The sequence below is a fragment of the Brevundimonas sp. KH_058 genome (assembly GCF_057838505.1).
The window spans coordinates 1,865,373-1,882,418 of record NZ_CM174469.1; the positions used below are offsets into that span (position 1 = coordinate 1,865,373).

General features: G+C 67.7%; 20 protein-coding genes and 1 tRNA gene. 13 read left to right on the forward strand and 8 right to left on the reverse strand.

All coding sequences use genetic code 11. The features are described from left to right. Positions 1-145: 145 nt before the first annotated feature. From gpmA to AC3ISA_RS08870, 3 genes are read left to right on the forward strand one after another with little or no spacing between them, the layout of a single operon-like run. Positions 146-859 (forward strand): 2,3-diphosphoglycerate-dependent phosphoglycerate mutase, encoded by a 714-nt coding sequence (gene gpmA / locus AC3ISA_RS08860; protein ID WP_489177597.1) that lies wholly within the window; start codon positions 146-148, stop codon positions 857-859. After that, on the forward strand, positions 856-1,485 hold the full coding sequence (locus AC3ISA_RS08865) for a bifunctional diaminohydroxyphosphoribosylaminopyrimidine deaminase/5-amino-6-(5-phosphoribosylamino)uracil reductase RibD (RefSeq protein WP_489177598.1): 630 nt from the start codon (positions 856-858) through the stop codon (positions 1,483-1,485). Before gpmA ends, AC3ISA_RS08865 begins: the two co-directional genes overlap by 4 nt. A 53-nt stretch (positions 1,486-1,538) precedes the next feature. Next, complete coding sequence (locus tag AC3ISA_RS08870) at positions 1,539-2,804, forward strand: pentapeptide repeat-containing protein (RefSeq protein WP_489177599.1); 1,266 nt, start codon at positions 1,539-1,541, stop codon at positions 2,802-2,804. A gap of 4 nt (positions 2,805-2,808) precedes the next feature. Here AC3ISA_RS08870 and metK read toward each other — a convergent pair whose 3' ends face one another. Beyond that, on the reverse strand, positions 2,809-4,014 hold the full coding sequence (gene metK / locus AC3ISA_RS08875; RefSeq protein WP_489177600.1) for a methionine adenosyltransferase: 1,206 nt from the start codon (positions 4,012-4,014) through the stop codon (positions 2,809-2,811). 157 nt (positions 4,015-4,171) lie between these two features. Here metK and AC3ISA_RS08880 point away from each other — a divergent pair, with 157 nt between their 5' ends. Genes AC3ISA_RS08880 through AC3ISA_RS08895 form a run of 4 tightly spaced genes read left to right on the forward strand, consistent with a single transcriptional unit; the run spans position 4,172 to position 5,827 of the window. Further along, complete coding sequence (locus tag AC3ISA_RS08880) at positions 4,172-4,618, forward strand: helix-turn-helix domain-containing protein (RefSeq protein ID WP_489177601.1); 447 nt, start codon at positions 4,172-4,174, stop codon at positions 4,616-4,618. Between the two features lie 27 nt (positions 4,619-4,645). After that, positions 4,646-4,984, forward strand: a complete 339-nt coding sequence (locus AC3ISA_RS08885; RefSeq protein ID WP_489177602.1) for a hypothetical protein — start codon at positions 4,646-4,648, stop codon at positions 4,982-4,984. Between the two features lie 10 nt (positions 4,985-4,994). After that, positions 4,995-5,459 (forward strand): hypothetical protein, encoded by a 465-nt coding sequence (locus AC3ISA_RS08890; RefSeq protein ID WP_372691304.1) that lies wholly within the window; start codon positions 4,995-4,997, stop codon positions 5,457-5,459. Beyond that, entirely contained in the window at positions 5,456-5,827 is a 372-nt protein-coding gene (locus tag AC3ISA_RS08895; protein WP_372691303.1) for a hypothetical protein, read from the forward strand. The genes AC3ISA_RS08890 and AC3ISA_RS08895 overlap by 4 nt, the downstream gene beginning before the upstream one ends. Here the strand turns inward: AC3ISA_RS08895 and AC3ISA_RS08900 are convergent, their stop codons facing one another. The 4 genes from AC3ISA_RS08900 to hemC form a co-directional block, all read right to left on the reverse strand. After that, on the reverse strand, positions 5,828-6,181 hold the full coding sequence (locus AC3ISA_RS08900; RefSeq protein WP_159846652.1) for a helix-turn-helix domain-containing protein: 354 nt from the start codon (positions 6,179-6,181) through the stop codon (positions 5,828-5,830). A 176-nt stretch (positions 6,182-6,357) separates the two neighbouring features. After that, positions 6,358-6,433: transfer RNA gene (locus AC3ISA_RS08905), tRNA-Thr, on the reverse strand. A 41-nt stretch (positions 6,434-6,474) separates the two neighbouring features. Continuing rightward, positions 6,475-7,197 carry a uroporphyrinogen-III synthase gene (locus AC3ISA_RS08910; RefSeq protein WP_489177603.1) on the reverse strand — a complete coding sequence of 241 codons (723 nt, stop codon included), beginning with the start codon at positions 7,195-7,197 and terminating at the stop codon, positions 6,475-6,477. After that, positions 7,194-8,159, reverse strand: a complete 966-nt coding sequence (gene hemC, locus AC3ISA_RS08915) for a hydroxymethylbilane synthase (protein ID WP_489177604.1) — start codon at positions 8,157-8,159, stop codon at positions 7,194-7,196. The genes AC3ISA_RS08910 and hemC overlap by 4 nt, the downstream gene beginning before the upstream one ends. A gap of 46 nt (positions 8,160-8,205) precedes the next feature. Here hemC and tsaD point away from each other — a divergent pair, with 46 nt between their 5' ends. The 3 genes from tsaD to AC3ISA_RS08930 are packed head-to-tail and all read left to right on the forward strand — an operon-like array spanning position 8,206 to position 10,728. Beyond that, on the forward strand, positions 8,206-9,333 hold the full coding sequence (tsaD, locus tag AC3ISA_RS08920) for a tRNA (adenosine(37)-N6)-threonylcarbamoyltransferase complex transferase subunit TsaD (protein ID WP_489180085.1): 1,128 nt from the start codon (positions 8,206-8,208) through the stop codon (positions 9,331-9,333). Positions 9,334-9,359: 26 nt separating this feature from the next. After that, complete coding sequence (locus AC3ISA_RS08925; protein WP_489177605.1) at positions 9,360-10,358, forward strand: NAD(P)H-dependent glycerol-3-phosphate dehydrogenase; 999 nt, start codon at positions 9,360-9,362, stop codon at positions 10,356-10,358. Next, a complete protein-coding gene (locus tag AC3ISA_RS08930; RefSeq protein ID WP_489177606.1) occupies positions 10,351-10,728 on the forward strand; it encodes a Rieske (2Fe-2S) protein in 378 nt (125 codons plus the stop codon). The genes AC3ISA_RS08925 and AC3ISA_RS08930 overlap by 8 nt, the downstream gene beginning before the upstream one ends. A 6-nt stretch (positions 10,729-10,734) precedes the next feature. On the opposite strand, the gene ppk2 is transcribed toward AC3ISA_RS08930, so the two are convergent. Then, positions 10,735-11,484, reverse strand: coding sequence for a polyphosphate kinase 2 (ppk2, locus tag AC3ISA_RS08935; protein WP_489177607.1), 750 nt, complete (start codon positions 11,482-11,484; stop codon positions 10,735-10,737). A gap of 113 nt (positions 11,485-11,597) precedes the next feature. On the opposite strand from ppk2, the gene AC3ISA_RS08940 reads away from it, so the two are divergent. Together AC3ISA_RS08940 and AC3ISA_RS08945 are read left to right on the forward strand one after the other, a co-directional pair. Next, a complete protein-coding gene (locus AC3ISA_RS08940) occupies positions 11,598-12,359 on the forward strand; it encodes an extensin-like domain-containing protein (RefSeq protein WP_489177608.1) in 762 nt (253 codons plus the stop codon). Positions 12,360-12,555: 196 nt separating this feature from the next. Next, the gene (locus AC3ISA_RS08945; protein WP_488814153.1) at positions 12,556-12,759 is read left to right on the forward strand and encodes a cold-shock protein; all 204 of its coding nucleotides are present in this window, start codon (positions 12,556-12,558) and stop codon (positions 12,757-12,759) included. Between the two features lie 68 nt (positions 12,760-12,827). Here the strand turns inward: AC3ISA_RS08945 and AC3ISA_RS08950 are convergent, their stop codons facing one another. Both AC3ISA_RS08950 and AC3ISA_RS08955 read right to left on the reverse strand, forming a co-directional pair. Next, positions 12,828-13,736: a DMT family transporter gene (locus tag AC3ISA_RS08950; RefSeq protein ID WP_489177609.1), complete on the reverse strand. Its 909-nt coding sequence runs from the start codon at positions 13,734-13,736 to the stop codon at positions 12,828-12,830. A 48-nt stretch (positions 13,737-13,784) separates the two neighbouring features. Further along, positions 13,785-15,953, reverse strand: a complete 2,169-nt coding sequence (locus tag AC3ISA_RS08955) for a histidine kinase dimerization/phosphoacceptor domain -containing protein (RefSeq protein ID WP_489177610.1) — start codon at positions 15,951-15,953, stop codon at positions 13,785-13,787. A gap of 232 nt (positions 15,954-16,185) precedes the next feature. Here AC3ISA_RS08955 and AC3ISA_RS08960 point away from each other — a divergent pair, with 232 nt between their 5' ends. Then, the gene (locus AC3ISA_RS08960) at positions 16,186-16,962 is read left to right on the forward strand and encodes a transglutaminase-like domain-containing protein (RefSeq protein ID WP_159846619.1); all 777 of its coding nucleotides are present in this window, start codon (positions 16,186-16,188) and stop codon (positions 16,960-16,962) included. The last annotated feature ends 84 nt before the right edge of the window (positions 16,963-17,046 follow it).

The following is a 17,046-nucleotide window of genomic DNA, read 5'->3' on the forward strand; positions in this document are numbered from 1 at the left end:
GAAGAACAGACGGTCAGACATCGGTCGACTGTTACCTCTGTGTGTCCGGTGCGACAAGCAGAGCTGGCGGCCTGGTCCCGGCGAGCCTTGACCGACTTGGGAGGGCGTCCTACCCCGAAAGGCCGTATTCCAAAGGACCGACCGAATGCCGCGCCTGATCCTGCTCCGCCATGGCCAGAGCCAGTGGAACCTCGAAAACCGCTTCACCGGCTGGGTCGACGTCGATCTGACGGCGGAGGGCGAGGCCCAGGCGCGTCACGGCGGCGAGCTGATCGCCGAGGCAGGGTTCAAGCCGGCGGTCATGTTCACCTCGGTTTTGACGCGCGCCCAGCGCACCGGCGCCCTGGCGCTGCAGTCGGCGGGCCTGACCGACGTGCCGGTGATCGAGGACTGGCGCCTGAACGAGCGCCACTATGGCGGCCTGACGGGGCTCAACAAGGCCGAGACGGCGCAGAAGCACGGCGAGGACCAGGTCAAGGTCTGGCGCCGCAGCTATGACGTGCCGCCGCCCCCGCTGGCGCCCGGCGGCGAGTTCGATTTCAACGCCGACCCCCGCTATGCCGGCAAGGCCATTCCCGACACCGAAAGCCTGAAGACCACGCTGGACCGGGTCAAGCCCTATTGGGACGCCGAGATCGCGCCGCGCCTGAAGGCGGGCGAGGACGTGCTGATCGCCGCCCACGGCAACTCCCTGCGGGCCATCGTCAAACTGCTGTTCGGCGTGCCGGACGATCAGATCGTCGGGGTCGAGATCCCCACGGGCAATCCGCTGGAGATCGATCTGGACGCGGATCTGAAGCCGACCGCCGCCCGCTATCTCGACGCCGCCCGCGCCGAAGCGCTGCCGACCGCATCATGAGCTGGAGCGCAGCCGACCAGGCTTTCATGGCCCAGGCCATCGCGCTGGCGAAGGGGCGTATGGGCGAGACCTGGCCCAATCCGGCGGTCGGCTGCGTCATCGTCAAGGACGGCCGGGTGATCGCCCAGGCCGCCACCGCCCCGGGCGGCCGTCCCCATGCCGAGGAGCAGGCCGTGCCCGCCGCCGGCGCCTATGTCGTCGGTTCGACCGTCTATGTCACGCTGGAGCCGTGCGGCGCTCGGTCGTCGGGCCGCAAGTCGTGCGCCCACTTCCTGACCGAGGCCGGGGTGGCGCGGGTGGTCATCGCCTGTCTGGACCCGTCGCCCTTCGCCGCTGGACGCGGCACCGAGCGGCTGCGCGCGCAAGGCCTGACCGTCGAGACCGGCCTGATGTGCGAGGAGGGGGCGCCCCTGTGCGAAGGCTTCCTGCACCGGCTGGAAACCGGCCGGCCCATGGTGCGGATCAGCGAGGACGGCGTCGGCTTCGACGGCCGCTTCGTCGCCTCGCCCAAGGCCGATCTGGTCACCGAACTGAAGCGGCTGGGCGAAGCGGGCTACACGCGCCTGTGGACCGGCTCTGGAGAGCTTGCAGAGGCATTGGAGGAGCAGGGCCTGCTCAGCGTCTGACAACCGGCTGTCGTTCAAGGGTTTCTTAAGTCAGACGGGCGCAATGTGTCGAAATGGCACTGGCGGAACCCATCGTGAGAAAACGCCTGACGCAGGCGGAGCTGGACCTGGTCTGCGCCCGGCATGACCGGCTGTTCCAGGCTCGACCCGGCGGCGCCCGTGCGGTCTTCGCCTGGATGGATCTGTCCGGGCTCAGTCTGAAGGGCCGCAATCTCGCCGACGCCGACTTCGCCGCCGCCTGCCTGGAGGGCTGCGACCTGACGGGGGCCAAGCTCGACAACGCCAACTTCTTCGGCGCGGACATGCAGGACGCGATCCTGGCCGAGGCCAGCCTGCGACGTGCGGACCTGCGCGGCGCCTGTTTGCGCGGCGCGGACCTGTCGGGCGCCGACATGTTCGAGGCCGATCTCCGCGAAGGCGCCATCGCCGCCGCCGACGCCCGGCTGGGCTTCAGGGTCATCGAGCCGCGTCATCGCGAAGAGACCGAAGCCGTGGGCGCCAACCTGTCCGGCGCCAATCTGCAACGCTCCAAGATGTCGGGCGTCATCGCCATGAAGGCCGACTTCTCCGGCGCGGTGATGAAGGACTGCAAGCTGGTCCGGGCCAATCTGAAACAGGCCAACTTCCGGGGCACGGATCTCGCCGGGGCCGACCTGTCGGGCGCGGACCTGTCAGGCGCGGATCTGCGCGACGCCATCCTGGTGGGCTGCAAGATGACCATGTGGCGCGCGGACGGCGCGGACATGCAGGGCGCGCTTACGGACAACAAATCGTCGTGTGAATCCGTGGACAGGATGCCCGCCGCCGAAATGCTGCGCGAACACGCCCGCTGGTGCGAGACCGGCGGGTCCGAGGGGCAGCCTTCGGTGTTCGATGGTGTCGATCTGCGTCCGTTGAAGTCGATCACGGGGCTGAACCTGACCGCCTTGTCGGCCAAGGGGGCAGTTTTCTATGGTCTGGACATGGAGGGGGTGCAGCTACAGGGCGCCCAGCTTGAAAACGCCGATCTGAGGTCCGCCAAACTGCGTCGCGCTGATTTGCGCGGGGCGCGTCTGAAGGGGGCCAGGCTGAACGGTGCGGACATGCGCGAGGCGCAGTTGGGACCGTTGCTGATCACCGCCGATCGCCTGATGCCGGCCGATCTGACGGGGGCTGTGCTGCGTGGCGCGGACCTGTCGGGCGCCGATCTGAAGCGCGCGGTCCTGATCGGCGCCGACCTGGGGCGTGCGACGATGCACGGCGCCCAGACCCGTCAGGCCGATCTGACCGACGCCAATCTGACCGGCGTGCGCGGCCTGGTCGTGGACCAGGCCGCTTAAAGCCTTAAGCCAGCGCTTTGAGCTGATCGACCAGGTCGGTCTTTTCCCAGCTGAAACCGCCGTCCGCATCGGGCTCGCGGCCGAAGTGGCCATAGGCGGCCGAGCGGGCGTAGATCGGCTTGTTCAGCTTCAGATGCTCACGGATCGCACGCGGCGTGGCGCCGCCGATCAGGTCCAGGATCTTGTCTTCCAGCACCGCTTCCGAAATCTTGCCGGTGCCGTGCAGATCGACGTGGATCGACTGGGGCTTGGCCACGCCGATGGCGTAGGAGATCTGGATGGTGCAGCGGTCGGCCAGACCCGCCGCGACCACATTCTTGGCCAGGTAGCGGCAGGCATAGGCGGCCGAACGGTCCACCTTGGTCGGGTCCTTGCCCGAGAAGGCGCCGCCGCCGTGGGGCGCCGCGCCACCGTAGGTATCGACGATGATCTTGCGGCCGGTCAGGCCTGCGTCGCCGTCAGGTCCGCCGATCTCGAAGATACCGGTCGGGTTGATGTGCCAGACGGTGTTCTCGTCGGTGAAGCCTTCCGGCAGCACTTCGAGAATATAGGGTTTGACGATCTCGGCGACCTGTTCGGAGCTGAGGCCCTTGGCGTGCTGGGTCGACAGGACGATCGAGGTGGCGCGAACCGGCTTGCCGTCCTGGTATTCGATCGTCACCTGGCTTTTGGCGTCCGGCTCCAGCTGCGAACCGCCGGCGTGGCGGACCTCGGCCAGCCGCTTCAGGATGTTGTGGCTGTACTGCAGGGTCGCCGGCATCAGTTCCGGCGTCTCGTTCGACGCATAGCCGAACATGATGCCCTGGTCGCCCGCGCCCTCGTCCTTCTCATTGGTCGAGTCGACGCCGACGGCGATGTCGGCCGACTGGGCGTGAAGGTGGCAGGCGTATTCGGCCGTCTCCCAGTGGAAGCCGTCCTGCTCATAGCCGATGTCCTTGACTGCGGCGCGGACCAGCGGCTCCAGGCTGTCGATGATGGCCTGGGTGAAGGCCTCGTTCTCTTCCTTGGTGGCGCCCGGCCGGGTGGCGCGGACTTCGCCGGCCAGGACGATGCGCTGGGTCGTGACCAAGGTCTCGCACGCCACGCGCGCCTCGGGATCCTTGGCCAGGAAGGCGTCCACGACGGTGTCGGAGATGCGGTCTGCGACCTTGTCGGGGTGACCTTCGGAAACGCTTTCCGAGGTGAAGAGGAAGGAAGAACGAGCGGCCAAGAGAGGCTCCTGTCTGTGTCAGGCGGTCAGACATATAAAGATATGCTTATATGTTCAAGTGATCTGACATCGCGCGATGAGACGGAAAGTGGTTTGCAAGCTAAGCAGATCGGCTGACACCGGTGGATTTTAGGGTAAACAGGATGCGGGGGATCAAATGCCTGACAGCCTGACCACGAGAGAAAGCGAATGTGTCCACCTCGCCGGCCAGGGCCTAGAGGACAAGGAGATCGCTGCGCGTCTCGACATTTCGCCTCGCACCGTCGGCAATCACCTGCATCGCGCCTACGCCAAACTGGGCGTTTCGGATCGCAAGCTGGCCGCGCGCCGGCTGAGTAGCGTCTACTCAGAGGCGTCGATACTCATTCCCAACACCGGCCCTGATCCGCTGAATGATCCCACGTCGGCCGAACAGTCGGACGATGCGGTTTCCGACCGAACGACTTCCTGGCTTCTGCCGGCGCCGCCACGGGGCGCTCTGGCGAGAGTGGGGGTCATCGTCGCCGGGGCCGCCATCGCTCTTCTGTTCGCCATCGGGATCGTGACGGCGGGCATGGTGGTTCCATCCCTTTTCGACCGGCTCGCTCCCGCTGAAATGCGCTGACCAAACGGCTTAACGGGAGATGAGCCAATGAAGAACATGCACGTCGGCGTCCGCGTGGCGCGACAGGTCAGAACCGCCGAACACGCCGTCGATCAGGCGATGATCGAGGTCTGTCGGCTGGTCCAGACGGCGCTGGAGGGTCGGGTCGAGGCCCGGCTGGCGGCGGAAGTCGGACAGGAGGCCCTGGCCAATATGGTTCGCGGCCTCAGCCAACTCGCCGAGGTTCGCGGCGCGGTCATCGCCAGTCACGGCGAACTGGCCCAGGTCGCCGACGAACACCAGGTCGGCTGGTACATGGACGGTCCTCGCGAGGACAAGACCGTCAAACCCACTGGGTTCGCCCCGGTTCTAGCCGTCGCCGCTTGATCGCGCCGGAATGTGGTCGCCGCTATCCTTGCTGCTGGAGGGTCTGACCTACGCGGTCATGGCGCTTCTGCTGTGGAAAGGCCGCACGCCCGAGCGGATCGTCGTCCTCGCCCTGTTCGCCTTGCAGTGGGGCACGCCATTGGTCGATCACCTGTTCATCGGACATTTCCGATGGGGGGTGGCGGGACTGTCGTTCGCCATGTTCTGCCTGCTGGTGGGCCTGGCGCTGCGATACGACCGCTGGTGGCTGCTTTTGGCGGCCGGCGCTCAGCTCATCGCGGTCTCGACCCATCTCGCCGGCATCGCCGGTTCCGACGCCCTTCTCTGGTCGATCGTGTCGACCCGAATGGTTGTCTGGTTCGAACTCCTGCTTCTCGCCCTCTTTGGTGTCTGGGAGGCGCGTGCCGCCCCCTACGCCCATCCCAAATCACGGCGCGCGCCCGTCCGCGCGCCACACAAGGTCACAGTCCAATGAACACCCAAACCCCCACCGCCTTCATGCCCCTGTTCCGTTCGTGGCTGGAGACCGCCAATCTGGCTCAACAGGTCGGATCGCAATCCCTGTCTGCCAGCGGCGAGAACCTGCTGGTCGAGCTGGACCTTGCGCCGATGGAGGCGGCCGAAACCACCCTGCTGGATCATGCGCCCAGCACGGCGGTCGAGGCGGTCTGCATGATCGAGATCATTCGCCAGAGCCTGGCGGACGCGGGCCGTTCGGACGGCCGCGACATGCGCGCGCTGGACGCCATTCAGTCATGGCTCGCCGGCACGGCGCTGGAGGCGTCGTCGGACCGTCGAGACGAGGTGGAGCAGTTGCTGAAGAGCGTCAGCAACCGCGCCTGATCAGCCGCGCAGGCCCTTGGCTACGGTCAGAAGGGCGTCGCGTTGCGCGGCGTCCTTGATCCCGCGGAAGGCGGCCAGCAGTTCGGCGACGCCCGGGGCGGCCAGCGCAAGCTCGTCGCCCTCGGCCGTTTCCAACTCGCCCAGCAGGGCGGCGCCGGTCGACTTCAGAACCGAGGCGATCTGCAGAAGACGGGCGGCGGACACGCGATTGACGCCCCGCTCATACTTCTGAATCTGCTGGAAGGTGACGCCGGCGCCTGCGGCCAACTGCGCCTGGGTGATACGAAGTTCTTCGCGACGCGCGCGGATGCGTCCGCCGATGGCGATGTCTACGGGATCTACTGCGTCGTTCATTTGGGCCTACGGACAGGACTAATGCGGCGCCATGGCCCCAAAACGCCAACCCCGTCAAGCCAAAGCTTGCCGCCTAGGGATTCATACGTGTTCTGATGGTGGTGAATTCAACTATCGGGGGTGTCTTCGACGCCCGCCTCGCCTGATCCCGACGCCGTGCGCGTCTAAGGAAAAGGTGGTGCCGCTTAGGTGACTCGAACACCTGACCCCATCATTACGAATGATGTGCTCTACCGGCTGAGCTAAAGCGGCCCGGTTGCGACGGACGAAGCAGTCCGCGCGAGACGGGGTCTTTATACGGCCGTGTCGCGCTTGCCAAGCGCCGCTTTCAAGATCGCGAGCAATGAGGCTTCGTCGGGCGTTTCGGCCACAGCCGGCGTCAGACCCAGGGCGATCAGCGGGGCGGCGGCGGCGGGGGAGATACAGGCCGTGACGGCGTGCGACAGCCGGACGATGTCCTGTTCGGCCAGGATCTTCGCCGCGCGGGGGGAGTGGATCAGGATCGCGTCGAATGTCGTGGGTATGGCTGCTGACGTGCGCTGGGCGCGATAGACGATCAGGGGCTGGATCGAGATGTAGCGGGCGCCGGCGATGACCAGGGCGGCGTCGAAGTCGCCGGCGGGGGTTTCGGCTTGCGGGACCAGCACGGAGGCGTCGCTCAGCTCGGAGGCGATCAGGCGGGCGAGGGCATGGAGGTCGCCGGAGGCGGAACGGACATCGTCGAAGCCGGCGTCGCGGGCGGCCTGGGCGGTGGCGTCGCCGACGGCGAAGACCGGGCGGTCGCGTTCGGGCGTCAGGGCGGCGAAGGCTGCGACGCCGTTGATGCTGGTGAAGGCCAGCGCGTCGAAGGGAGCCAGGTCAGGGACGGGCGGGGTCAGGTTCTGGATCGTCAGCAGGGGGGCGATGATCGGCTCCAGCCCCATGGCTTGCAGGCGTGCGGCGGTGCGGGCGGCGCCGGGCTCGGCGCGAGTGATCCAGATGCGGGCGGGCCTGGCTTCTGCGTTGGGGGCGGTCATCCGTCCAGGGTCGCGGGATCGACCTCCTGATCGCCGGCGGAAGCGTGGACCTCGCCGCCCAATCGCTGGCCCAGGGCGCGGGCGTCGGCTTCGGTGGGTTGGGGCAGGTCGCCGACGCGTCGCCAACGCGCCGATCCGTCGGGGCTGAGCATCTCGGTGGTCAAATGCAGCGCATCGTTGGCGATCAGGGCGTAGGCGCCCACGGCGGTGCGGCACGACCCTTCCAGCGCCGTCATCGCCCCGCGCTCGGCGGCGACGGCGATGGCGGTCTCGGGGTGGTTCAGGGCGGCGACCCACTGAGCGTTCAGGGGCGCGTCGATATCGGCGGCGCGAGTCTGAATGGCCAGGGCGCCCTGGCCCGGCGCGGGCAGGAAGGCGTCCAGCGACAGTTTCTCGCGGATGTGTTCGGTGACGCCCAGGCGCGTCATGCCTGACACCGCCAGAAGGATGGCGTCGAAATCCCCCTCGGCCGCGCGGCGCAGCCGGGTGTCGATGTTGCCGCGCAGCATCTCGACCTTCAGGTCGGGCCGCAGGGCCAGGGCCTGGGCCTGGCGACGCAGGCTGGCGGTGCCCAGGCGGGCGCCGAAGGGCAGGGTATCGAAACTGTCGAAGTCGCGGCTGATGAAGGCGTCGCGCGCGTCCTCACGTTCGGGGATGGCGGCGATGCACAGGCCCTGCGGCTGTTCGGCGGGGACGTCCTTCATCGAATGGATGGCGATGTCGATCCGGCCGGCCAGTAGCGCCTCCTCGATCTCCTTTGTGAACAGGGCCTTGCCGCCGATTTCCAGCAGGCGGCGGTCCTGAATGCGGTCGCCGGTGGTGACGATCTCGACCAGGGGAATGGCGGTCTCGATCTCGGCCTCGGGCACGTTCAGGGCGCGGCCGATGGCGCGCTGCATCATGCCGGACTGGGCCAGGGCCAGCTTGGAACGCCGGGTGCCGATGCGGAGAGGAAAGGTCATGAGCGTTGCGCACCGGTCGCCGGGTCGCTACCTCGACCCGATGGAGATGTCCGCCGACTATAGCAGCGGCGCCAAGTCAGCAACTGGACGCGATGTCCGGGCTCTGACGGTGCTGGGCTTGGAGACCAGTTGCGACGAGACCGCGGCCTCGGTCGTGCGCCTGACCGGCGGGCGGGCCGAGGTGCTGTCCTCGGTCGTTCACAGCCAGATCGACGATCATGCGGCCTATGGCGGCGTGGTGCCCGAGATTGCGGCGCGCAGCCATGTGGAGATGATCGCCGAGGTCACGCGTCGCGCAATGTCCGAGGCGGACATGGGCTATGACGGGCTGGACGGGATCGCGGCGACGGCCGGGCCGGGCCTGGTCGGCGGGGTCATGGTGGGGCTGAGCTTCGGCAAGGCGGCGGCCCTGGCGCGTGGCCTGCCTCTGGTCGCGGTCAACCATCTGGAAGGCCATGCGGTATCGGCTCGGCTGGGGGCGGAGGTGGCCTATCCGTTTCTGCTGCTGCTGGTGTCGGGCGGCCATTGCCAGCTTCTGGAGGTGCGCGGCATCGGCGACATGAGCCGCATCGGCGCCACAATCGATGACGCGGCGGGTGAGGCTTTCGACAAGATCGCAAAGGCCCTGAGGCTGGGTTATCCGGGCGGGCCGGCGCTGGAACGGCTGGCGATGCAGGGCGATGGGTCGCGGTTCGACCTGCCGCGCGCCCTGCTGGGCCGCAAGGATTGCGATTTCTCTTTCTCGGGCCTGAAGACGGCGGCCTTCCGCATCGCCCAGACGTGCGAGACGGAGCAGGACAAGGCGGACCTGGCCGACGCGGTCCAGAACGCCATCGCGCGCCAGCTGTCGGATCGGTCCGAGCGGGCGCTGGCGGCCTATGCCGAGACCCATGAGCACCGGCTGTTCGTGGTGGCCGGAGGCGTGGCGGCCAACAAGACCATCCGCGCCACGCTACAGGCGACAGCGGCGAAACACGGCTTCGACTTCCTGGCCCCGCCCATGGCCTATTGCACCGACAATGCGGCGATGATCGCCTTGGCGGGGGCGGAGCGGCTGGCGCTGGGACTGACCAGCGACATCGACGTCGTCGCACGGCCGCGATGGCCGCTGGACGAAGCGCGCGCCCTGTCCGATCCTTCGCACAAGCCGGGCCGCAAAGGCGCCAAGGCGTGAACGATAAAGAAGCTTCGGGAGGGCGTATGGAATTCCGCACGGCAGGGGTCATCGGCGCGGGCGCCTGGGGCACGGCCCTGGCGCAGGTCTGCGTTCGGGCGGGTCTGGACACGACCTTGCAAGCGCGCGAGCAGCAGTTGGTCGAGACCCTGCGGGCGACGCGGGCCAACGACCTGTATCTGCCCGGCGTGCCGCTGGCCGACGCACTGAAGTTCACGGCCGATCTGGGCGACCTGGCCGACTGCGACGTGATCCTGGCCGTGCCGCCTGCCCAGCATATGCGGGCGACGCTGACGGCGTTTGCGCCCCACTATCGCGCCGGCGTGCCGGTGGTGCTGTGCTCCAAGGGGGTCGAGCGCGGCACGATGAAGTTGATGACCGAGGTGCTGGCCGAGACCCTGCCGGACGCGCCTGCCGCCGTCCTGTCCGGCCCCAGTTTCGCGGGCGAGGTGTCGCGCGGCCTGCCCACCGCCGTCACCCTGGCCTGCGCCGATGCGGCGCTGGGCGAGGCCCTGCTGAACACCCTGTCGGCGCCGGGCTTCCGGCCCTATCTGGCCACCGATCTGGTCGGCGCCGAGGCGGGCGGCGCGCTGAAGAATGTGCTGGCCATCGCCTGCGGCATTTCCGAGGGGCGTCAGCTGGGCCGCAGCGCCCACGCCGCCCTGATCACGCGCGGCTTTGCGGAAATGACCCGCCTCGCCGTCGCCATGGGCGGTCAGGCCGAGACGGTGGCGGGCCTGTGCGGCCTGGGCGACCTCGTTCTGACCTGTTCCAGCCCCCAATCGCGCAACATGAGCCTGGGTCTGGCCCTGGGCCAGGGGCAGACGGTGGAACAGGCCCTGGCCGGCAAACGGTCGGTGGCCGAAGGCTATGAGAGCGCGCCGGCCGTGCGCGAACTGGCCGCGCGCCTGGGCGTGGAAATCCCGATCTCCGAAGGCGTCGCCGCCCTGCTGGCCGGCGAGATCGACGTGGACGGCCTGATCGACGGCCTGTTGTCGCGTCCATTGAAGGCCGAACGTGTCTGAGGAGGTCCCGGCCGAGCGCAAGCGGGTCTGGAAGACGCCGCCGGGCGTGGCCCTGTGCGCCGAGGGCGACATCGCCGACCCCGGCTCGCGCGGTTTCGTGCTCCAGATCGGCGAGGCCTTCTTCCACGGCTTCGTGGTGCGCAAGGACGGTCAGGTCGCCGGCTGGGTTGATCGCTGCCCCCATGCGGGCTTTCCCATCGCCATGGAGATCGACCGCTATCTGACGCCCGACGGATCCTTGATCCTTTGCGGCTGGCACGGAGCGGTGTTCGAGCCGCTGACCGGCGAGTGCAAGGGCGGCCCCTGTGCGGGCGGACGATTGACGCCCTGGCCGGTGGCGGCGACGGGTGGAATAATCAGGACGGCCTGAGGCCGATCAGCGCGCCAGCTTGCCCTTGGCCTTGGCGGCGCTGAGGACCACTTTCGGATCCGGCTTCTTCACCTCGACGCTGGTGTGATTCAGGATCGACAGGATGTAGCGGCCGATGTTCAGACGCGCCGTCTTCTTGTCGTCGGTGGCCACGACGACCCAGGGCGCGAAGGGGCGATCCGTCTCGTCCAGCATGCGGTCGCGGGCGTCGGAATAGGCGTCGAACCGCGCCTCGGCCTCGGCATCCAGCGACGACAGCTTGAACTTCTTCAACGGGTCGGTGCGGCGTTCCTTCAGCCGTTTGGCCTGTTCCTCGCGCGAGATGTCCAGCCAGATCTTGATCAGGATGATCCCGTCGTCGGTCAGCATCCGCTCGAAGCGCGGGGCGTCGGTCATGAACTGGGCGTACTGCTCGGGCTTGCAGTATCCCATGACCGGCTCGACCCCGGCGCGGTTGTACCAGGACCGGTTGAAGATCACCGTCTCGCCCGCGCCCGGCAGGTGGGGGACATAGCGCTGGAAATACCATTGGCTGGTTTCGCGGTCGCTGGGCTTGGGCAGGGCGATGACGCGGGTCTGGCGCGGTGACATGTGTTCGGTCAGCCGCTTGATCGCCCCGTCCTTGCCGGCGGTGTCGCGACCCTCCAGCACGATGACCACGCGCGAGCCGTGTTCGATGCTCCAGGCCTGGGTCTGGACGATGGCCAGCTGAATCTGCTCCAGCTCGGCTTCATAGGCGTCTGATTTCTTTCCCATGGTGAAAGAGTGGGCCGGACGGGGCCTGCGGGCAAGGGGTGTGCGTTCGCAGGGAGCCGACGGCGAAGCTGGGCGTTAAGGCGTCGGGCCCGTCCGGCCCGTGACGGGGCCGAATGAAGCGCGATCTGGCGGACATGTGGAATCTGGTGTGGGAGCTGGCGCTGCTTGTCTGCTCGGCCTTCGCCCTGCTGAACGTCTTCGCTCCGCCACAGGATCTGCCGTGGAAGCCGCTGGATCTGGACCGACCCCTGGGGCGTGCGACCTCGGCCAAGGTCGCCGCCTTCGACGTGCCGACCGCCGCGACGCCCCAGGCCGTGGAGGGCGCGACAGAGGCCTGTATGCAGGCCTTGCGCAATGCGGGGGTTCAGGTCGAACGGGCGGCCGACCGCGACGACGGCGGCTTCTGCGTGGTGCGCGGGGCGGTGCGGATCACGGGCGGCGAGGTGACGCCGCTGGCGCCGGCCGGCGTCGTCATGCAGTGCCCTCTGGCCGTCCGCTACGTCATCTGGGACCGGCAGGTGCTGCGCCCGGCGTCGCGCGATATCCTGGGTTCGGCGCCGGCGCGGGTGGAGAATTACGGAACCTATTCCTGCCGCCGCATCTATGGCTCACAGGACGAGCAGGAGCGGCCCAGCGAACACGCCAGGGCCAATGCGCTGGACGTCGCAGGCGTCACCCTGAAGGACGGTCGAACCGTCAGCGTGCTGAACGACTGGCGCGGTCAGGGACCGGTCGGCGAGGCGGGCGCGCGCTATCTGCACGCCTTGCGCGACGGGGCCTGCCGCCTGTTTTCGACGGTCCTGACGCCCGACTACAACGCCGCCCACGCCAACCATCTGCACATCGACGGCGCCGCCCGGGGCATCTGCCGTTAATCCTGAATGCGTCCCGTGCGAATCGCTTTGCTGTTGACCGCCTCGAAAAGCCGGGTGACAACATCGATACAGTCCGGATTTTGCGTGGGGTCCACACCCGCGTTTCGCTCCTTCGCCTGAACGAGCTGTCCAGATGGATTGTCGGGTCACCCTGATGGGGATCCGCCTGGAAAAGCGCGTTGACGGAGACGCAGACATGGCGACCGGCACGGTCAAGTGGTTCAACCCCACAAAGGGCTTCGGCTTCATCCAACCCGATACCGGCGGTCAGGACGTTTTCGTCCATATCACCGCCGTTCAGAAGGCCGGACTTCAGGGCCTCGATGAGAACGCCAAGGTCGAATACGAGCTGGAAAGCCAGCGCGGCAAGACCTCGGCGATCGACCTCAAGGTTCTCTGAGTCGATCAGCCTTCAAGGCTTAAGAGGCGGGCGCGGGATTTTCCTGCGCCCGTTTTCTTGTTGTGGGGCTACCGCGCTTCGCGCTGCTTGAGCCCGTCGGGCTTGGCCCGCTGCGATCTCTGCGCCAGGACGATGGCGCCCAGCACCAGCGCGCCGCCCAGGGCCTGAACCGGCGTCAGGGTCTCGCCGAAGATCCACCAACCCAGCAAGCCGGCGACCACCGGCTGGATCAGGATGGTCACGGCGGTGACCGAGGCCGGCAGCTTGCCCAGCGCCCACGCCACGCCGCCTTGGCCAAAGACGTGCATGATCCCCATGGCGATACAGGCGGCCCAGCCGCTTGGCCCGGCGGGGATGATGTCCTCGCCCAGGGCCAGAGCGACGATCAGCAGCAGAGGCGCGCCCAGTAGGGTGGCCCAGAAGGTGACGCGCATGGCGCCGGCCGTGCGCCGCGCGGCCTTCACCGCCAGGAAATAGCCCGAATACCAGACCGCCACCGACAGCGAGAAGATGTCGCCCAGCGGCGGATTGGTCCCCTGTCCGCCGTCCGCCCCCGCCGCCATCGCAAACGCTCCGCCCATCGCCAGGGCCAGCGCGACTAGGAACAGCCGATGCGGCGTCTCCTTCAGCACGAACCAGCCGAACAGGGTGACCACGACCGGCGTCAGGTTGCACAGCACCGTCGCATTGGCGACCGAGGTCATGACGATGCCGTAGTGCCAGAAGCTGAGATCCAGCGCGAAGAACAGGCCCGCCAGCAGCGCCCATTTCGACGGGGTCGCGATCCCGCCCGGCTCGCGCGTCGCCAGTATGGTCAGCAGCGGCAGGGCGAACAGAAAACGCCAGAACCCCGCCGCCGCCGGTCCCGTCTCGGTCAACCGCACCAGAATGGGCGCCAGGCCCAGCACGCAGGCGGCGATCAGCAGCACGATCAGGGCGAAGGCGCGCGGCGAGACGCGAGAAGCCAGGGCGGACATGGCGCGGCTCTTACGCCGCCCTGCGGCCTGACGCCACAGGGCGTGCGATCAGATCAGCGGATCGATCCGCGCCTTTAGGCTCACAGCCAGGCCCGGCGCCCGGTCCAGATAGTCGATAGTGCCTTCCAACTGCCCCACCAGGCTCTGGATCATCATCGAGCCGAAGCCCTTACCCGCCAGATGGCCGCCGGCGCCTTCATCTTCGACCGACAGGCGGAAGTGGGCGCCCTGGTCTTCCATGATGATCCGCAGCGGGCCGGGCTTTCCGTTGTAGGCGTATTTCTGGGCGTTGATGATCAGCTCGGTCAGGATCAGGCCGATGGTGACGGCCCGCCCTGCGTCGACGCAGACCGGGTCCAGATCCGTCTCGATCGCGGCGGTCCAGTCCGGCCCCATGCTGGAACTGAGGTCCTCCACCAGATCGCCGATGTAGCGGGCCATATCGATGGAGGCGACCTGGTCGCCGAGATAGAGGCGGCTGTGCACCGCCGAGACGGCGCGCACGCGACGACGCGCTTCGTTCAGCGCCGTTGCGGCCGGGCCTCCCGTCTGCTCGCGCGCCTGTAGACCCAGGAAGCTGGACACCAGGGTTAGGCTGTTCTGGACCCGGTGGTTCACTTCGCGGATCAGATATTGCTGCTGCTCCAGCCGCAGATCCCGCTCGGACAGGCGATCCTGAAGCGAGCGGTTGAGGCGGCGCAGCTGGTCGATGGCGGCATAGTCGGCCAGGGCGTCGCGAAGCCGTCCGGCGGACTCGATCGCGGCGGGGCTCCAGCGATGGGCGCGGCCCGAAACCGATTCCGACCAGCTTTCGAAGGAGGCGCGGGGCGTCAGCACAGCGTTGGGGCCGGTCTTGTCGGCGGTGGAAGGATTGCCGGCCCAACGCACTGTCTCGATCACTTCGGATCGGAACCACAGGATCGACACCGGCTGGTCGATGGGCAGGGTGACGGCCAACAGGCCGCTGGCGTGCGTCGTCCAGGCCTTGGCCTGAGGCAGGACGGCGGACAGATTGTGGGACGATACGGGACGCAAGCCGGGCCGTTCCGCAGCCCAGGCGGCGATGGCGCCCACCGCATCGCGGGGCGGCGTATAGCCGAAGGTCTGGATCTCGCCGTCGCCGACGATGGCCAGGCCGTCGGCGCCCGTCAGCTGCATCAGCGGATCGGCGCGCGTGGCCAGCGCCTCGCGCAGCGGCCGATCCGTCGGAAGCCGACCGACCAGTTCGTCTTCCATGCGGCGCAGACGGGTGCGCTCGCGATAAAGCTCGGCGTCGCCCTTGGCCTTCAGCTGGCGCGCCAGATTGCGGGCCAGGGTCGTGCAGCCCACCCGCAGTTCATAGGGCAGCAGCTTGGGCGAGGCGTTGTGGCAGGCGATCAGCCCCCACAGTGCGTCATCGACGATGATCGACACAGAGGCCGAGGCCCGCACGTCCATGTTCTGGAGATACAGCAAATGGATCGGCGACACGGACCGCAGGCCGCTGTCACTCATGTCCAGCGGCGCTTCGCCGGGCGCGACAGGCCGCAACGGCTGGGGCTTATAGCGGCTGTCGGGAATGACCCGCACGGGGTTGCGCAGATAAAGGGCCCGCGCCTGTCTGGGGATGTCGGCGGCCGGGAAATGGTGGTTCAGGAAGGAGCCAGTTCCGTCTGCACGGGCTTCGGCGACCACCTGGCCCGCGTCGTCGTCGTGGAAGCGGTAGATCATGACCCGGTCGAACCCGGTCAGCTTGCGAAACGCCTCGGCCGCCCTCTCGCACACCGACTGCACCGTCACCGCCCGTTCCAGCGACGCGCCGGCGGTGTCCAGGTTGGCGACCAGGTCGATGCCCAGACGCGCCTGCTGCGAGCTCTGTTCGACCTCGACGATCATCAGGTCGTCGGCGGCGGCGGCATTGGGCGCGCGGTGGACGACCACGTCATATTCCAGACGGTTGGTCGCGCGCCAGCGGCAGGCGAAACCGGTCTCCTGCAAGGCCGCCATCGAGCGGATACGCCGGTCTGCGACATCGCCCAGCACGTCCGCGATCGGGCGGTCGATCCAGACGGTGCGGCCGGTCAGATCCTCGATGGCGCCCGCACCCTGGCGGATCGTCAGGGATTGCAGGTCGAGCACCAGCAGGAAGCCGTGCGGCTGAATGGATTGTGGAATGTGGATCGGCTCGCGATCACATTCGGTCAGATCGGGTTCGACGTTTTCCAGAGTCTCGGTCATGCGCAGGCGTCCCGCGTCTGCGGTTGCGGGGACGGGTGGTCGGCGGCTTCCCGAAGAGCGAGAAGGGCAGGGGAAGCGATCATGGGCGTCAGATTAACACACTGTCTTGTCTTGTCGATTTTCACGGGCGTGAAGTCGCGCTAGAAGGCGCGTCGCGGACACGGAACGGCCCAGGGCGCATGGCGTTCAGCAGCCTCGTCCATTTTCATTTCGCTCGGAACGGTAGGCCCTCATGAAACTGCGCGTGCGCGCCGAGCTCGTCTATCGTTTCGATCCGCCGACGGACGCCATCTACAAAATCCAGGTCGCCCATTGGCCGGGCCAGGACATCATTGAAGAGACCCTGACCTTCGATCCCCCTGTGGATTTCCACGAGGATGAGGACGTCGATTTCGGCGCCCGCACCCTGCGTTGCCATGTCGAGGGCGAGGTCACCCTGACCTATGAGGCCGTGGTCGAGAACGGCGTGCTGAAGGGCCTGCCGCCCAGCGTGTCTCAGCACGACTGGGGCGAACTGCCTGCCGAGGTCCTGCCCTATCTGCAGCCCAGCCGATATTGCCCGTCGGACCAGTTCGGCCGCTTCGTCACGCGCGAGTTCGGCGACACGGCGGGGGGCGCGCGCGTGCTGGCGATCCTGAACTGGATCACCGCCAACGTCGATTACGAGCACGGGGTCTCGGACACAGAGACCACGGCGGCCCGCACCTTCATCGACCGCGCTGGGGTATGCCGCGACTTCACACACCTGGGCATGACCCTGTGCCGGGCCTCGGGCATTCCCGCGCGCGCCGTCAGCGCCTTCGCCCACCAGTTGGAGCCGCCCGATTTTCACGCCATCTTCGAGGTCTGGCTGGACAACGGCTGGTGGCTGGTCGACGCGACGGGCCTGGCGCCGGTCGAAGGGCTGGTGCGGATCGCCTGCGGGCGCGACGCGGCCGACATCGCCTTCCTGACGACCCAGGAGCGGTGCCAGATGGTGCGCCAGTCGGTGACGGTGGCGGCGGCCTGATTTCCGTCCCTCTCCCATCGGGAGAGGGCTTGAGCGCCTGAGAGCGAAGCGATCAGCTTTGCGCGAAAGGGTGAGGGGCGGGTT

What these genes read in the sequence shown, in the direction of transcription:
- gpmA (WP_489177597.1), top strand. Translation starts at nt 146, where the DNA reads ATGCCGCGCCTGATCCTGCTCCGCCATGGCCAGAGCCAGTGGAACCTC.
- AC3ISA_RS08865 (WP_489177598.1), top strand. Translation starts at nt 856, where the DNA reads ATGAGCTGGAGCGCAGCCGACCAGGCTTTCATGGCCCAGGCCATCGCG.
- AC3ISA_RS08870 (WP_489177599.1), top strand. Translation starts at nt 1,539, where the DNA reads ATGGCACTGGCGGAACCCATCGTGAGAAAACGCCTGACGCAGGCGGAG.
- AC3ISA_RS08880 (WP_489177601.1), top strand. Translation starts at nt 4,172, where the DNA reads ATGCCTGACAGCCTGACCACGAGAGAAAGCGAATGTGTCCACCTCGCC.
- AC3ISA_RS08885 (WP_489177602.1), top strand. Translation starts at nt 4,646, where the DNA reads ATGAAGAACATGCACGTCGGCGTCCGCGTGGCGCGACAGGTCAGAACC.
- AC3ISA_RS08890 (WP_372691304.1), top strand. Translation starts at nt 4,995, where the DNA reads ATGTGGTCGCCGCTATCCTTGCTGCTGGAGGGTCTGACCTACGCGGTC.
- AC3ISA_RS08895 (WP_372691303.1), top strand. Translation starts at nt 5,456, where the DNA reads ATGAACACCCAAACCCCCACCGCCTTCATGCCCCTGTTCCGTTCGTGG.
- AC3ISA_RS08900 (WP_159846652.1), bottom strand. Translation starts at nt 6,181, where the DNA reads ATGAACGACGCAGTAGATCCCGTAGACATCGCCATCGGCGGACGCATC.
- AC3ISA_RS08910 (WP_489177603.1), bottom strand. Translation starts at nt 7,197, where the DNA reads ATGACCGCCCCCAACGCAGAAGCCAGGCCCGCCCGCATCTGGATCACT.
- hemC (WP_489177604.1), bottom strand. Translation starts at nt 8,159, where the DNA reads ATGACCTTTCCTCTCCGCATCGGCACCCGGCGTTCCAAGCTGGCCCTG.
- tsaD (WP_489180085.1), top strand. Translation starts at nt 8,206, where the DNA reads ATGTCCGCCGACTATAGCAGCGGCGCCAAGTCAGCAACTGGACGCGAT.
- AC3ISA_RS08925 (WP_489177605.1), top strand. Translation starts at nt 9,360, where the DNA reads ATGGAATTCCGCACGGCAGGGGTCATCGGCGCGGGCGCCTGGGGCACG.
- ppk2 (WP_489177607.1), bottom strand. Translation starts at nt 11,484, where the DNA reads ATGGGAAAGAAATCAGACGCCTATGAAGCCGAGCTGGAGCAGATTCAG.
- AC3ISA_RS08940 (WP_489177608.1), top strand. Translation starts at nt 11,598, where the DNA reads ATGAAGCGCGATCTGGCGGACATGTGGAATCTGGTGTGGGAGCTGGCG.
- AC3ISA_RS08945 (WP_488814153.1), top strand. Translation starts at nt 12,556, where the DNA reads ATGGCGACCGGCACGGTCAAGTGGTTCAACCCCACAAAGGGCTTCGGC.
- AC3ISA_RS08950 (WP_489177609.1), bottom strand. Translation starts at nt 13,736, where the DNA reads ATGTCCGCCCTGGCTTCTCGCGTCTCGCCGCGCGCCTTCGCCCTGATC.
- AC3ISA_RS08955 (WP_489177610.1), bottom strand. Translation starts at nt 15,953, where the DNA reads ATGACCGAGACTCTGGAAAACGTCGAACCCGATCTGACCGAATGTGAT.
- AC3ISA_RS08960 (WP_159846619.1), top strand. Translation starts at nt 16,186, where the DNA reads ATGAAACTGCGCGTGCGCGCCGAGCTCGTCTATCGTTTCGATCCGCCG.